9 protein-coding genes are annotated in these 14,365 nt (G+C 37.3%); 4 read left to right on the plus strand and 5 right to left on the minus strand.

Going from position 1 to position 14,365, the window contains the following annotated elements; genetic code table 11:
- Positions 1–730 precede the first annotated feature (730 nt).
- Together D7I45_RS05750 and D7I45_RS05755 are read right to left on the minus strand one after the other, a co-directional pair.
- Positions 731–1,300, minus strand: a complete 570-nt coding sequence (locus D7I45_RS05750) for a hypothetical protein (RefSeq protein WP_120784758.1) — start codon at positions 1,298–1,300, stop codon at positions 731–733.
- Positions 1,301–1,430: 130 nt separating this feature from the next.
- The gene (locus D7I45_RS05755; protein ID WP_120784759.1) at positions 1,431–3,107 is read right to left on the minus strand and encodes a hypothetical protein; all 1,677 of its coding nucleotides are present in this window, start codon (positions 3,105–3,107) and stop codon (positions 1,431–1,433) included.
- Between the two features lie 164 nt (positions 3,108–3,271).
- Between D7I45_RS05755 and rlmD the strand changes: the two genes are divergently transcribed.
- Entirely contained in the window at positions 3,272–4,675 is a 1,404-nt protein-coding gene (gene rlmD / locus D7I45_RS05760; RefSeq protein WP_120784760.1) for a 23S rRNA (uracil(1939)-C(5))-methyltransferase RlmD, read from the plus strand.
- A 24-nt stretch (positions 4,676–4,699) separates the two neighbouring features.
- Positions 4,700–5,131, plus strand: coding sequence for a hypothetical protein (locus D7I45_RS05765; protein WP_120784761.1), 432 nt, complete (start codon positions 4,700–4,702; stop codon positions 5,129–5,131).
- Positions 5,132–5,226: 95 nt separating this feature from the next.
- Here D7I45_RS05765 and D7I45_RS05770 read toward each other — a convergent pair whose 3' ends face one another.
- Together D7I45_RS05770 and D7I45_RS05775 are read right to left on the minus strand one after the other, a co-directional pair.
- A complete protein-coding gene (locus D7I45_RS05770) occupies positions 5,227–6,519 on the minus strand; it encodes a DUF5776 domain-containing protein (RefSeq protein WP_120784762.1) in 1,293 nt (430 codons plus the stop codon).
- 43 nt (positions 6,520–6,562) lie between these two features.
- Entirely contained in the window at positions 6,563–6,799 is a 237-nt protein-coding gene (locus D7I45_RS05775) for a hypothetical protein (protein WP_120784763.1), read from the minus strand.
- 153 nt (positions 6,800–6,952) lie between these two features.
- Between D7I45_RS05775 and D7I45_RS05780 the strand changes: the two genes are divergently transcribed.
- Together D7I45_RS05780 and D7I45_RS05785 are read left to right on the plus strand one after the other, a co-directional pair.
- Entirely contained in the window at positions 6,953–8,590 is a 1,638-nt protein-coding gene (locus D7I45_RS05780; protein ID WP_120784764.1) for a glycosyltransferase, read from the plus strand.
- Complete coding sequence (locus D7I45_RS05785) at positions 8,590–10,098, plus strand: glycosyltransferase (protein WP_120784765.1); 1,509 nt, start codon at positions 8,590–8,592, stop codon at positions 10,096–10,098. The genes D7I45_RS05780 and D7I45_RS05785 overlap by 1 nt, the downstream gene beginning before the upstream one ends.
- A gap of 56 nt (positions 10,099–10,154) precedes the next feature.
- Here D7I45_RS05785 and D7I45_RS05790 read toward each other — a convergent pair whose 3' ends face one another.
- Entirely contained in the window at positions 10,155–14,258 is a 4,104-nt protein-coding gene (locus D7I45_RS05790; protein ID WP_120784766.1) for a DUF5776 domain-containing protein, read from the minus strand.
- Between the last annotated feature and the right edge of the window lie 107 nt (positions 14,259–14,365).

The raw sequence follows: 14,365 nt of genomic DNA on the forward strand, positions 1-14,365 counted from the left end.
AACGTCCCTTCCTCTTAAAATCAATTTTATAATTATTATTTATTATTGAAAAAGGTTGAAGGTAATATAATCTACCTTCAACCTTTTTCAATAATATTTATAACCATTTAAGTAGGATTATGAATAAATAGCATAGTATAAAAAATATACAGTAACTAATTACTTGGATATTCGCATTTATAAACCAACTATATACCTTTAGAATGGTAATTACTAAAAGTATTATAAAACCAATGTTAGTTCCTGCAATAATTAGATTATTCATGTCAATAATCGAGAAGTATGGTTTTAGTACATACACAAATAAGGATGATATGATTAATGCATAGATAATGTTAAAAACAATGGCTATATTTAATGATTTAATCAAAGGGCAATGTCCACCACCTCTCTTGCAATAATCCCTGCGATAAATTTAAGAATATGAACTCCTTTATATAGGATATTTAACTAAAGTTTTTTAACTGTTTTCTTGTTGTTCGTTAGCGCTAGCATTAGCATGAACACTAGCAACCGGAATAATAGTGACAGTACTTACAACTAAGGTTAATAAAAAAATAATTGCTAGTTTAAATACATTACTTTTTTACAACTCTAATTTCTCCGGGAATTATATTGTTTTAGTAATTATTTTGTTATAACAAGAATTGATATTGTTTTAAAAAAGTTTAATTTTAACCTGATTATTACATAACTTAATTGCACTAAAGAAACATTCATATAAAAGGGATTACATATCTTGCATAATTTTTTGAATTTCACGATTATCAATAACATGATGCTCATCTAATTTTTTCAAATTAAATTCTACGGGTGATAATTTCACACGTGGATCATTAACCATAAATTCAAAACCTAATTGAAAATCTTCTTGTGAAACATCACATTGCTTAAAGTCATCATGGGTAGCTTGGGCAGCACGCATGGCTTCCGCGATAATGCGATTTAATTGCTCATCATCACTGCTTCTTTTAATCGTAATAGTAACAATATAATCATTAGAAATGGGACGCCAACGAGTAAGGCCTTCACGGAAGTGGTCTAAATTAAGTTGATGCACTAACTCTTCTCCATGCAACGTTAAATAAATACGATTTAATTTAATAAAACCACTAGTATTTAATTTTTCATCTAAAAAGTAAATAAATACTCCCCGGCCGTCTTCGGATGAACGATCCACTCGAATCTTCATAGGTGGTTGACGACGATTTAAATACAAGGCGACAAATGCGGTAATGAAGGTACCGATGGCACTTGCTAATTCAAAAATATCATTCCAACTCAATGGTTCTAATTGCATCGAATTCCCCCTATCGTAATTATTCTTATCTTTAGTTATACCAGATTTTAATAATTGGCGACACTGTTTGTATTATAAACAAAAAAGAATTCCTAAATGAATATCATTTAAGAATTCTTCTTAATTTTTATTAGTCCATTGGAACGTTAGAATGTAGTAATTCTGACTTCCATAGAGTTAATAAGTAACCGTATCCTTGGTCATCAAAAGCTAAACTTTCGAATTCACGGTTGGTATTGTAAGTTAAGTAATGAACATCATCATTGCTCAAGTTACCATCACGTAAACGATCAGCTGGAACTGAAATAATCATATCATTAGAAATCATGTAAATACGATTGTTGGTACGGTTATAAGTTAGGTATTGGTTATAACTACCTGGCCAGTTAATCATTTGTTTAACCGGTCTAAAGCTTACGTTTGAGTCACTAAAGTTACCAGTGTATAAGGTGTAAACATTATCCTTAACATCCTTAGGACCAGCATGAACACCAAAGTATGCATTACCATCATTATCGAAAGTTAAAGTGTGTAATGCCATGTTGGAATTATTATTCATTAACTTGAAGCGGTATTGATGTACAGGTTGCATAGTTTGTGGATCAATTTCGGTAACTTGGTTATAGTAATTGTTATCAACTTTAGTTAGTTGATTATCTTGTGCCAAGTATAGGTGTTGGTTCTTAGGATTGTATGCTAAGGTTTGACCGTGACCGATATTAATCAATGGTGTAGCAGTGATAGACTTAGATAATTCGTAGTAAGCTCTGTATAATTGCTTACCCTTGTTTAATTTTCTAAGTTGACGTGTTTGCTTCTTCAATAACTTATTGATTTTTCTGATACGAGCATGATAACGTCTAATCAAACGTCCTTGACGCTTCTTAGTAGCACGATATTTACGTAGTAATACACGTTTACGACTTCTTAGTGCTACTTTTCTAGCATGACGTTTAGCATGTCTTAATTGACGAGCTACTTTACGGTATCTTCTAAGGCTTGCTCTAACACGCTTGTGAGCGTTAGTAACATGTCTCTTTTGGGTTCTTACACGACCCTTAGTACGATTTACCTTGGCAGATACAGCATCACTTTTGTTTAAATAGTTAACAAAGTGTAAGGTACGTTTTTGTCCAGCCTTAGTATAAGTACTGAAGTGACGGAATGCTCTAACTAACAATTGTTGGTTAGCAGATTTGTCTAATCCCATGTTCTTTAAAGCATTCATATCAAAACGAATAATCGCACCTTGGTTAGCACCAGTACCTAGTGATTCCACCATGTAGATACTGTTATTAGCCATTACCATTCCTTGGTAATTACCATGTTCACTCTTATCAACGTTAAAACCACGTGGTAACATCCACTTAGTCTTAAAGTTAACAGCTGGAGTGTTCACATTGTTAGTAGAATCATAACTATTATTACCATCTGCATCATGAGTGTAGTCCTTCCAGACCGCATTCATCTTAGGTACAGTGTTATCCATCTTTTCTAACTTAGTATTTGAATCAACATGTAGGGCATTATCAGTAGTAGTTTGTGGAATAGGCTTACTACTTCTGTCCCAAGAATTAATCCAAAATTCTTGTTGAGCTCGGTCATCTGCAGGGTTGGCATCATTATTAGTTGCCTTTCCTTGAGGATTACCTTGCGCATCATGTGCTTCAACCTTATCAGTGTCGGTAACAGTATTAGCATCATAGGACTTATCGTCATTTGCAGAAACATGAACTGAAGTGGCCATAAGTGCTAAACCTAAAGCAGCAACTGCTGAAGCAGTGATTACTTTGTGCAAATTACGCATGTAATTGCCTCCTTTTTTTCCTCTACTATATTTATAAACTTTTAACCCAAAAAATGCAATGTTTTTGGGGCTTTATTTAACATTTAATACTATCTCAGAATTTAAAATTACTTCTAACATGATATAATAGAAAATAACTATGTATTTTTGAAAAGGACGTTTATATGGCATATCCAAAAAGAAATCAACGACGCCATTTCGACAATGTCGAAGTGCAAGTCGGTCAACAATTTAAAATGACCATTAAAAGAATGGGCATTAATGGTGAAGGAATTGGTTTTTATGAACATAAACTAGTTTTTGTCACCGGCGCTTTTACTAACGAAAAAGTGGTAGCTGAAGTAACTCAAGTTCGCCCTAACTTTTTACGTGCCAAAGCAGTTAAGATTAATCGCGTTTCCGATGATCGTGTAACACCACGTGATGACTATGCAGGTACAGTAGGTGGTTTCGAATTAGAATCACTATCCTACCCTGCTCAATTAAGATTCAAACGCGATCTTATCCAACAAGCTTTGGAAAAATTCCAACCACAAGGTTACAAGCATTTCAAGATTCGTTCCACTATGGGAATGGATGAACCTTATGGATATCGTAACAAAGCACAATTCCCCGTTCGTGAAAAAGACGGTAAGGTAATTGCCGGACTATTTAAGGAAGGAACTCACGAATTAGTGGATCTTCCTACTTGTTCTGTACAATACCCTGCCACTATGAAGGTAATGAGAAAAATTGTGGAATTCATCCAAGAATTAAACATTCCGGTTTTCGATGAATCCAATCATTCCGGTATTATTAAAACCGTTATCGTCAGAGCGGCTCTAAATACCGATGATGTACAAGTAGTTTTCGTTACTAACACCCCTAAGTTTGTTAAAAAAGGCTTTATGTTAAAGAAAATCATGATGGAATTACCTGAAGTAACTTCCGTTATGCAAAACATTAACCCGGGTGATTCTCCATTAATCTGGGGAGACAAAACTGTGCATTTAGCTGGTAAAGCTACTATGACAGAAAAAATTAAGGGACTTAGTTTTGAACTATCCCCTCGTGCTTTCCTACAATTAAATTCCATTATGTTACCTCGTTTATACGAAGTAGCTATTTCCGCTCTAGAATTAACTGGAAACGAAAAAATTGTGGATGCTTATTCCGGAGTAGGTACTATCGGACTTCCATTAGCTAAACATGCTGAAGAAATTCGTGGTATGGATATTATTCCAGAAGCCGTAGAAGATGCTAACCAAAACGCTATTCATAATAAGATTCGTAATGCTCACTATGAAGTGGGTAAAGCCGAAGACTTATTACCAGAATGGTTAGCCGAAGGATTCAAACCCGATGCTATTATCGTGGATCCACCTCGTACTGGTCTAGATGACAAATTAATCGAAGCTATTTTAAAGAGTGCTCCTGATAAATTTGTTTATGTATCTTGCAACCCATCTACTTTGGCTGCAGACCTAGTACCATTAACTCGTAAATATAATGTGGACTTCATTCAACCTATTGATATGATGCCACAAACCCCACGTTGTGAAGCTGTGGTTAAATTCACTAAAAAATAATTAAGAAAGAAGGTTAAAGAATCTATGAATAATTTACCACCTATGCCTAAAATGATGGACTTAGTATTCTTAGTTAAACGTAACGGCGGTATCAGAATTGGAAGATTTGGTTTTTCCATTCTTTCCTTCTTATTGCATGCTATTGCACCTTTACTACGTAAAGATTACTACAATACTGCTTGCGTATTAGGAATTGATGCTTGCCTATACATGGCTATTCATATGTTTTTGCAATTAGTATTAAACATTGATCCAGCTATGACATTTGATCTTTCTTACTTTATTGGATCAATTATTTGGGGATTTTTCTACAATAATATGTACATTGCCCATTTAGTAAAAATTGGTTATAAAGCAGTGGATAAAAATTCACAATCCACTATTCAAAAACATCATATTAAATGTGAAGTTACTGATTTAACTTCCGAAGAAATTAATCGTCAAAGTCCTATTTAAACAAAAAGGCCGTCACTTAGGTGACGGCCTTTTTTATAGATTGTTAGGAGAAATAAAACACGTCCATGAATATAAATTCATGGGCGTATTTTTGATTATTTAACTAAACGAACAAATGCTTTACTTGCAGTAACGTATTTACCATTAGTTAAGTGTAGACGGTAAGTCTTACCAGCGCGTACTACACGGTTGAAGACTAGACGTTTACCACGTTTTAAATTGTTCTTCTTGTATTTACCAGAACGGTCTTTGAAACTCTTAGTAGCATGTTGGATAAGAGCTTTCTTAGCAACTACTTCATGTCTACCATTTAGACCTACGTAGTACTTAGGTGCTCTTCTCTTTGCTACATGTTTCTTAGCAACACGCTTCTTGGCTACTTTTCTTACATGCTTCTTAACCACACGTTTCTTAGCAATCTTTTTAGCATGCTTCTTAACCACACGTTTCTTGGCAACCTTTTTAGCATGTTTCTTAACCACACGCTTCTTAGCTACTTTTCTTACATGTTTCTTGGCAACACGTTTCTTAGCTACCTTCTTAGCAGCTTTCTTACCTAAGAAAGGTTTTCTAGCAGCACGGTATGCAACCATGTTAGCTTGGCCAGCAACTGGCTTAGTGCTGTATGCAGAAATGTAGTATTGACCTCTTGGAGTTTGTACAAAGTATCTGAACTTGTTGTTTACACGGTTAACACCGATAACTTGTAATAGATCACCCTTGTAGAATAATCCGTTAACGTCACCGCTTAAGTCACCGTTAGCATGTTCTGCTCCGGCACGAGTAGCTCTAACAATGAAGTTAGCCTTAACTTCAGCACGGCTACGTAATGCGTTGTAAACGCTCATGTTGTGACTGTCGTTTACTGGAGTTGAGAAGTATGCTGATACGAATTCTTCAACGCCAGATTGGCTCTTAATAGCATATCTTAGACGGTTACCGCTCTTGTAAACCTTTAGTACTTGTAGTTGGTCACCTACTTTGTAAGATGAACCATCTTTGCTAGTTAGGTTTACATCGCTGTACATGAAACCATTATGAGTAGCAACTACAGTAAAACCAGGTTTTACTTCTGGTTTAGCTGGAGTAGTTGCTGGCTTATCAGCAGGCTTTGATGCTGTTTGAGGAGCATTTGATGTATTATTTGCTTGTTTAACATCACTACCCTTGTTATCTGAAACATTTTTTGGTTCTGAGTTTTTACCATTTGATGACTCACTTGCTTGTTTGGCATTATTACCATCAGTAGCTGGTACTTGTTTAGCAGTATTAGCTGTCTTAGCATTACTACCATCAGCAGCATTTGCCGCATAACTAGTTACACCTGAACCTAACGTTAGAGCTGCTAGAACGGCAGCTGTAACTATTCCGTATCTTCTTAATTTCATATTGATTAGCTCCTATAGTTTATTTAAATCACTATTTATAATATTACTTTTTAATATTAAAAGCTAGTTCATCATCTTCACCGGTGTTTTCACTGTACTTGAATCCGGCATCGTTAAAGTAATGTTCTAGTTCCTTGTTGATATCGGTAATAGGACGGTTGTCTTCCTTTTGTTGGAATACCTTAATGTCGTAGTCACTTGCATCAGTGTCCACGTTAACAAAATCGTATTCGATATCTACAGTATTTAAAATTTGTTGAATTAATTGTCTTTCAGTCATAATCTATTTCCCCTTTCAATCTTCCTATACTCTATTCTAATGCTAAATGCTGATTTTGTTAAAAAAATTTTACCTTTTCTTAAGATTTATTAAGACGTTTTTTTGGTAGGATAAATAGTATAAAAATAACATCGTAAAGTGAGGTAGTTGGATATGTATTTTTTCTTAAATTCCAGCTTTAACGCTAAAAACTCAGGCATCGAACATGCCCAATTAAAACGTGCCCAATTGTTCGAAAAATTTAACACCGATTACAAATTAGTTTTTCGTGATTGGAACCCCCTCTTACATCTTTATTTAAATGCTCACGGTATCGCTGATCAACATATCTTAAATGTGTTTGATTATTTCCAAGAAGCTCGTTATGTAAAACCTAAAACTATTCATCCCCGCGACATCGATTTTGGTATCGCCCACTTAACTTATAAAAAAGATGAGCAAAATCATCGCGTGTTGGTGTATAACCAAAACACTTTAGTCGGCAGAATCAATGTCTTTACCGAAGAAGATACTAAACCCAACATTGTAAAATCTGTGGAATTATTCGACGGTTTCTCAAATTTATATTGTGTAGATTTCTATGACTACCGTGGTTTTAAATCCTTATCACAATGGTATACGCCGGATAATCAAGTTGCTACTCAAACTTGGTACACACCCGCGGGTAGACCTGCTATAGAAAACTTTATGCGCTTAAATGGCCAACAAAAGTTAGCGGAATCGGGTTATAAAACTATCGATGCTCACGGTACAGTTCGCCCTCATCTAAATAAAACCTCGCTACTTACCGAATTTTTAGAAGCTATCAACTTAAAATACTTCGATACTAAACAAGCTAATATCTACGTTTTAGATCGTGGTGATTTCTTCGAAGAAATTCTAACGGATTTAAATTCACCTACTTACAGCGTGTTGCATTTACACAGTTCTCAAGCTGGTGATTCACAAAAAGCGGATACTTCGATTATGAATAACAACTATGAATATTCATTAACCGACTTAAACCGCTATGATGCTATCGTAGCTTCCACCCATAAACAAAATGCGGATGTGCAAGCTCGTTTCCATCACCAAGTGGATGCCTTCACTATTCCAGTCGGGGTATTATCAGCTCGCGAATTAGAAACTACTAGAGTACCTATGAATAAACGTCGCCCACATAGCATGGTCATCACCGCCCGTGTATCACCAGAAAAACAAATCGATAAAATCATCACTGCTATGGGAATGGCGAAAAAACAAGTTCCCGACATTAATTTAAATGTATATGGATATGTAGATCACTCCAATAATGATGCTGCTATAAAGCGTATCAACGCAGCCATTAAAAAATATGATTTACAAGATGCCGTTACTTTACATGACTACACTTTAGACGTGCCTAGCGTACAGGCTAATGCACAAGTCTATCCCCTAGCTTCCGTTATGGAAGGCTTTAACTTAGCACTCATGGAAGCTCAATCTAACGGTGACGTCGGCATTACTTTCGATACTAACTACGGTCCTAACGAATTAATCGTAGACCAAGAAAATGGTTACGTAGTGAAATACGATGACACCGAAGCTTTATCTAAGAAAATGGTCGAATTATTTACCCACGACGACTTATTACAAGCTATGTCCGATAAAGCTTATGAACTATCACAACGTTATTCTTCTAAACAAGTTTGGCAAAAATGGCAACAACTTACTAACCGCGCCAACCAAGTTTGGCAAGATAAATTAAAAACCTATCGCGTCGATATTACTGACGGCTTAGAAGATATGGAACATGCACAGGAGGAGCATTAATGAAAAAGTTTTTATTTACTATCGACAATATTTTTACTTACAATTCCGGAACTGAATTATCCGTTATTAATCGTTTAAAATTATTCGCTAACTATCAATTAAAAGCCCAAATTGTAACGCGTAGTTTCAACCCCAGCTTGCATCAAGAAATGGAAAAATTTAACTTAACCACTCCCCAAGTGATCAATATGTACGATTACTTTCAAAATGCGTTAAATATCCCCCGCACGCCACAATATCTTCGCTACGCTTCTCTAGTAGACAAACGTGAATACAAAATTCACGGCATCGATAATAATTCCGCCTACATTGAAAAACTAGGCCAACGTTTCGCCAAAGTTTCTTACTTTCCACTAACTTTCGGCGAAATCGGCAATGTGGATTATTACGATAACTTCGGCAACATCACCAGTCGTGATATGTATGACTATCGTGGTTTTAAATCTAAAACTATTTATTATCATCCCGATGGTAATATTGGCCACGAAGTTCTTTATTCAACTACCGGTATTCCGGTTATGCACATTACCCACATGAACATTGGCACACAATTAGCTACTACCATGTACAAGTTAGTTAATTTTCACGGCAAAGATTATCGTTTTAACACCGAAAATGATTTATTCGCATTTTTCTTACAACAAATCACCGATAAACATACCGTCTTAATTAATGATCAACCCGCTTTAACGCCGGCTGTGGCGCAAGTTACTAAAACTACGTATAAATATCAATACCTACACAGCGTCCACACTGCCGAAAGTGAGTTACCTACCATTAGCGCACCGATTGCTTTTAACTTAGAACCGTTATTTAATCATCACTTAGATGATTTCGCAGGCATTATCGTCGCCACAAAAGAACAAAAAGCCGATTTACAAAAGCGTTTTGCTAATCTAAACGTTATCTGCATTGTCGATTTTGCACTCTTCCATATTCCCGACATCACCCCTGCCGTAAATAATCATAAAATTACGTACTGTGGTCGTATCTTCAACGATAAAAACATCATCGAATTGTTAACTATCATTCCCGCAATTCGTTTCACGGTGCCTGATATTCATCTAAACTTAGTAGGTTATTTTGAATCCGCGAAGTTCAAAGCCCAAATCGAAGCTATTATTAAACGATTAGATATCGAAAAAAACGTCAGCATATTAAATTATCAAACTGAAAAACCTAAAGCCGAGATCTTAAAAAACTCTCGTCTATTAGTCCAACCTTCCCTACATGAAGCCCTCGGCATTTCACTAGTGGAAGGCTTAAATTACGGCCTACCTGCCGTAGCCTTTGATGGTAATTACGGCTCGAGAAACGTCATTGTCGACGACGAAAACGGCTGCCTAGTTACTCCCGGCAACCCTGCCGATATGGCTAACCGCATCGCTAAAATCGTCTCTGACGATACGGTTTATACTCGTTATCATAAACAAGCTCTCCGTCACGCCCATAACTTCGCTGCTAAGCAAGTTATCCAGCAATGGCAAGACTTCATTAAAGCTTTATAAAGCCCATCTAAAAAGCCCCCTATCTTTTGATAGGAGGCTTTTTTAGTCGTTAGTTATTATTTATATACGCGGACTACGTAAGTCTTGTTAGCAGTGAAGTATTGGCCTTTACCGATGTATAATCTAGTAACTTTGCCAGTCTTTACTATCTTTTTAACTTTAATGATCTTGCCACGTTTTAATTTTCTAACTTTAGTCTTCTTAGTGTATTTAGCTTTCTTGTGGACCCATCCACCGCCTTTTCTAATTACACGGTATTTCTTGATTGGACTTTGATCACGGTAGTATGCTTCATCGTATCCAGAAGCGTTTACGTATTTCTTACCAATCTTGTATTGTAATTGTTTGTTTCGAACGTAGCGAACGTTTTGTACCTTGAAGGTCTTACCACGGCCACCGTTGTTCTTAGCAATGCGGTAAACGTAAGTTGGGTATTTAGAAGTTTCACTTAGTGTAGCGACAAATTTACGGTTAGCAGTTACGTATCTACCTGGTCCCATGTATAGACGGGTAGTCTTGCCGTATTGCACTACTTTTTGCACTTTAATGTGAGAACCGTATGAAATTAGTTTCTTTTGGTTCTTGTTAGTAAAGGCTGCGGAACTGTGAATCCAAACGCCCTTAGTGTTTTTAACTACATATACTTTGTTCTTTTGTGTTACTGGGTAGAAGTTAAGTGATACCTTAGTTTGATCTAATTGATCATTTGCACTTTGTAACTCGTTTTGTAGTTGTTCTCTTTCTTGTTTAGCTAATGCTTGTTCACTAGCAGCGGAGGCTTGTAGTGAAGCTTTCATAGCATCCATTTCACCTTGTAGGCTAGCTTGTTGAGATGCTAAAGCACTATCTAGACGACGCGCTTGCGCTAAGGAGTCTGCTACAGCTTGCGAACGTAAACTAGCTACTTCAGCAGCGTAGGAATCTAATGCTACTTGAATGTCTGGTTGAATATCATTTAACGCATCCGTTTGAATGAAGGATTCATTTGCAGCAGAAGCTTGTAGTGAACTAGCAAGTTCTTCCATCATAGCTTGAGCTTGTAGAGATGCGGCAGTAGCGTTATCTTCTAGAGATTTAATGTGTTCAGCAGCAGAGGCTTGTAGTGAAGCGATTTGTTGAGAACTGCGATCTTGAGCAGATTGGGCAGTATCCACTACTGCTTTAGACATTTGCACTACTTGATGGTTTAAGACATTAATTTGTACGTTAGCGGAATCACTTAGGGATTGAGTAACTTGAGAAGCTTGGGCAACAGATGCTTTTAATTCATCGATATGTTGGGCAGCGGCTTGAGAAGCAGCGGCAGCAGATTGTTGAATATCTCTGATTTGTGTAGCAGCGGATAATTGTAAATGACGGAAAGTATCAGCTTGGGTGTCATTTACTGCTTGCATACTCTTTTCAGCATCGTTTGCGGATTGTTGTACATCTAGGATAGCTATTTCAGCTTCACTAGCTGCTTGTTGTGCAGAAGTTTGTAATTCATCAATGCGTTGGGCAGCGGCTTCAGAAGCTACGGCAGCGGATTGTTGAATATCTCTGATTTGTGTAGCGGCAGATAGTTGTAAATGACGGAAAGTATCAGCTTGGGCGTCATTTACTGCTTGCATACTCTTTTCAGCGTCGTTTGCGGATTGTTGAACATCTAGAATGGCTACTTCAGCTTCGCTAGCTGCTTGTTGTGCAGAAGCTTGAAGAGAAGCAACTTGGGTAGATGCTACGGCGTTAGCTTCGCTTACTGCATGAGCAGCAGAAGCTTGTAAGCTAGCGATTTCTTCAACGGCAGCTTGGGAAGTACGTTTAGCAGATCCTTTAACGGAACTAATAGTATCTGCGGCAGAAGCCATTAGAGATGCGGCTTGTGCGGAAGCAGTTTGTACTCCTTGTGCCACAGTAGCTTGTAGACTAGCAGTCAATTCTTTAATGTAGTCATTCATGCTGTTTACTTGCGTACCCGCATGTGAGTGTTCTGCAGCAGCAGAGGCTTGTAGGGATGCCAATTGCGCGGAGGCCAATTCTTGTGCTAAGGCAGCTTCACTTGCAGCAGAAGCTTGTAAAGAAGCTAATTCAGCAGCTGCGGCTTCAGAAGTTTGCTTAGCAGAAGCTTGTACAGAGAAGATTACATCGCGTGCAGAATCCATTAAAGACGCAGCTTGTAAACTGGCAGTTTCAGCATCTTTAGCCACTGTTGCTTGTAGACTAGCGGTTAATTGCTTAATGTAGTCGCTCATGCTGTTTACTTGGTTGCCTGCTGCCGCAGAATCTTTAGCAGCAGAAGCTTGTAAGGCAGCAATTTGTTCAGCAGCAGCTTGGCTGTTACGTTGAATCATTTCAGAAGCTGATGCTTGTAAGGCAGCTGCTTGTTGAGAAATGATAGCTTTGTTAGCTTCCAAAGTAGCTTCAGCGGAAGCTTGTAAGGATTTAGCTAAGTTATCAGTATAACCAGTTAATCCATTAATCTTATCCGCAGTTTCTTTAGCATAACTAGCGGCTGATGCTAATAGATAAGAAATCCGATCAGCTGCGGCTTTGGATTCAGTTTGCGCAGAAGCTTGTAAGGAAGTAGTTACTTTATCAATGTTGCCAGTTACTCCCGAAATTTGTCCTGCAGCTTCACTAGCAGCACGCGCAGCAGATTCTTGTAGAGAAGCAATTTGTGCAGAAGCTGCTAAAGAATCACTGGCTGCGGATTCTTGTAGTGCTTTAATAGCTGCACTAGCGGAGTTCGCTAATAATCTTACTTTTTTGGAAGTGCTGGTAATGTGGAAATCAAAGAGGGATGAAGTTACTGAGTTAGCAGCACTCTTGGCATCTTCAATAGCTTTAGCTACGGAAGCAGCCATATCCGCCTTAGATTTAGCAATCACTGCGGCAGCAGATTCGGAGTTTTTAGCAGCTAAGGAATCAGCTACTTCGGGTTTAGCAGAAACGGTAACTTCTAACGTACCGCTTTGGTTAGTACGAACTGTACTACTTACGTAATAGTTATCGGTATTTAGATCACCAAAGTCAGTTATCATTGGTGCCCCATTGTTAATAACTACTACTTTACCGGTTGCTAAACGTTTGTTTTGCGCATCCATGAAAGTAATAGATTTAATAACATTTAAAACGTTAGCATCTACTAATACTTGGTATTCACCGTGGTTGTTGATAACATTGCCATCTACCACGTGGTAAGCTTGGGTATCTAAATCACCATTATCTACTAATTTAGATTTACCTTCTTTATCTAATACGATGGTTCCCTTACCGTGTAATTTACCTTCACGGTCCACAAACATCGCACTTAAAGTTTTACCCACATTGTTAGAAAGAACTTCCATAGTGTAGGCATGATTGCCATCCATAATTAACTTAGCATTATCTGAAATATGGTAATTACTAGATTCTAAATTACCTTCGTCTACTAAACGAGGGTTACCATTTTTATCAATTACTGCTAATCCAGTATATGGTTGGTTATTACTATCTAATACTGCTTTTCCCTGGCTAGTAAAACTAACCGGTACAGTTTTTACATCGTTTACACGATTGTCTTTTTGCTTTTCTACGACATGAATTTGGTAATCACGTTGTGCGCTGTTTAGTGATTCTTCTGGTAAAGCACCAGGAGCTAATTCATAGTTAGTGTCTTTTAATACACCCGCAATATTAGCTACATAATCATGCACGTCGTTTGGGTTTAAATTAACCCCTACGCGAAGATCTGAACCATCAGCTTTTTTCAAGCGTGAGCCAAACTTGTTATCAGAATTAGTGTAGAAAGTCATAGAAGTATCAATTCGACCATTCTTAGTATCTACAGCTCGTTTCTTACGACTGTGTTGGTTAGTTTGATCAGTAACTTCTAATTTACTCGCTACGGAATCTTTAGTGTTATCTGCAGTAGATGCTGATTTTTCCACCATAGTTTGGTCACTAGCAGACGCACTAGCCGACGGAGAAAATTGTGTACTCGCATCTTGCGCTGAAGTTACTACTACTGACTTAGCAGTTCCCTCATCTGCGTAAGCACTAATGTGGTTGGTCATTAACGTAAAACTGGCAGCCCCCATAAAAATAAATGAAGATACCGAGGCTACTACCCAGTTCTTTTTAACTTTCTTTAAAGTCTTCTTTTCATTGACTTTATTCAAATCTTTCTTATTAAATTGCAATTTATATCACCCCTTGGTTAATTAGGTCTATTACATAATACCTTGTAAATGCCTATTTTTTTCATTTCCGGGGCAATCTTAAGAAAAACTTAAACACTCTACGCAAA

Origin of the sequence: Apilactobacillus bombintestini (assembly GCF_003627035.1) — a bacterium.
In the GTDB taxonomy this organism is placed as follows: domain Bacteria; phylum Bacillota; class Bacilli; order Lactobacillales; family Lactobacillaceae; genus Apilactobacillus; species Apilactobacillus bombintestini.

Excerpts from the sequence above, each read along its gene's own strand:
- D7I45_RS05750 (WP_120784758.1), bottom strand. The coding sequence starts at position 1,300 with ATGCAATTAGAACCATTGAGTTGGAATGATATTTTTGAATTAGCAAGT.
- D7I45_RS05770 (WP_120784762.1), bottom strand. The coding sequence starts at position 6,519 with ATGAAATTAAGAAGATACGGAATAGTTACAGCTGCCGTTCTAGCAGCT.
- rlmD (WP_120784760.1), top strand. The coding sequence starts at position 3,272 with ATGGCATATCCAAAAAGAAATCAACGACGCCATTTCGACAATGTCGAA.
- D7I45_RS05780 (WP_120784764.1), top strand. The coding sequence starts at position 6,953 with ATGTATTTTTTCTTAAATTCCAGCTTTAACGCTAAAAACTCAGGCATC.
- D7I45_RS05765 (WP_120784761.1), top strand. The coding sequence starts at position 4,700 with ATGAATAATTTACCACCTATGCCTAAAATGATGGACTTAGTATTCTTA.
- D7I45_RS05775 (WP_120784763.1), bottom strand. The coding sequence starts at position 6,799 with ATGACTGAAAGACAATTAATTCAACAAATTTTAAATACTGTAGATATC.
- D7I45_RS05785 (WP_120784765.1), top strand. The coding sequence starts at position 8,590 with ATGAAAAAGTTTTTATTTACTATCGACAATATTTTTACTTACAATTCC.
- D7I45_RS05755 (WP_120784759.1), bottom strand. The coding sequence starts at position 3,107 with ATGCGTAATTTGCACAAAGTAATCACTGCTTCAGCAGTTGCTGCTTTA.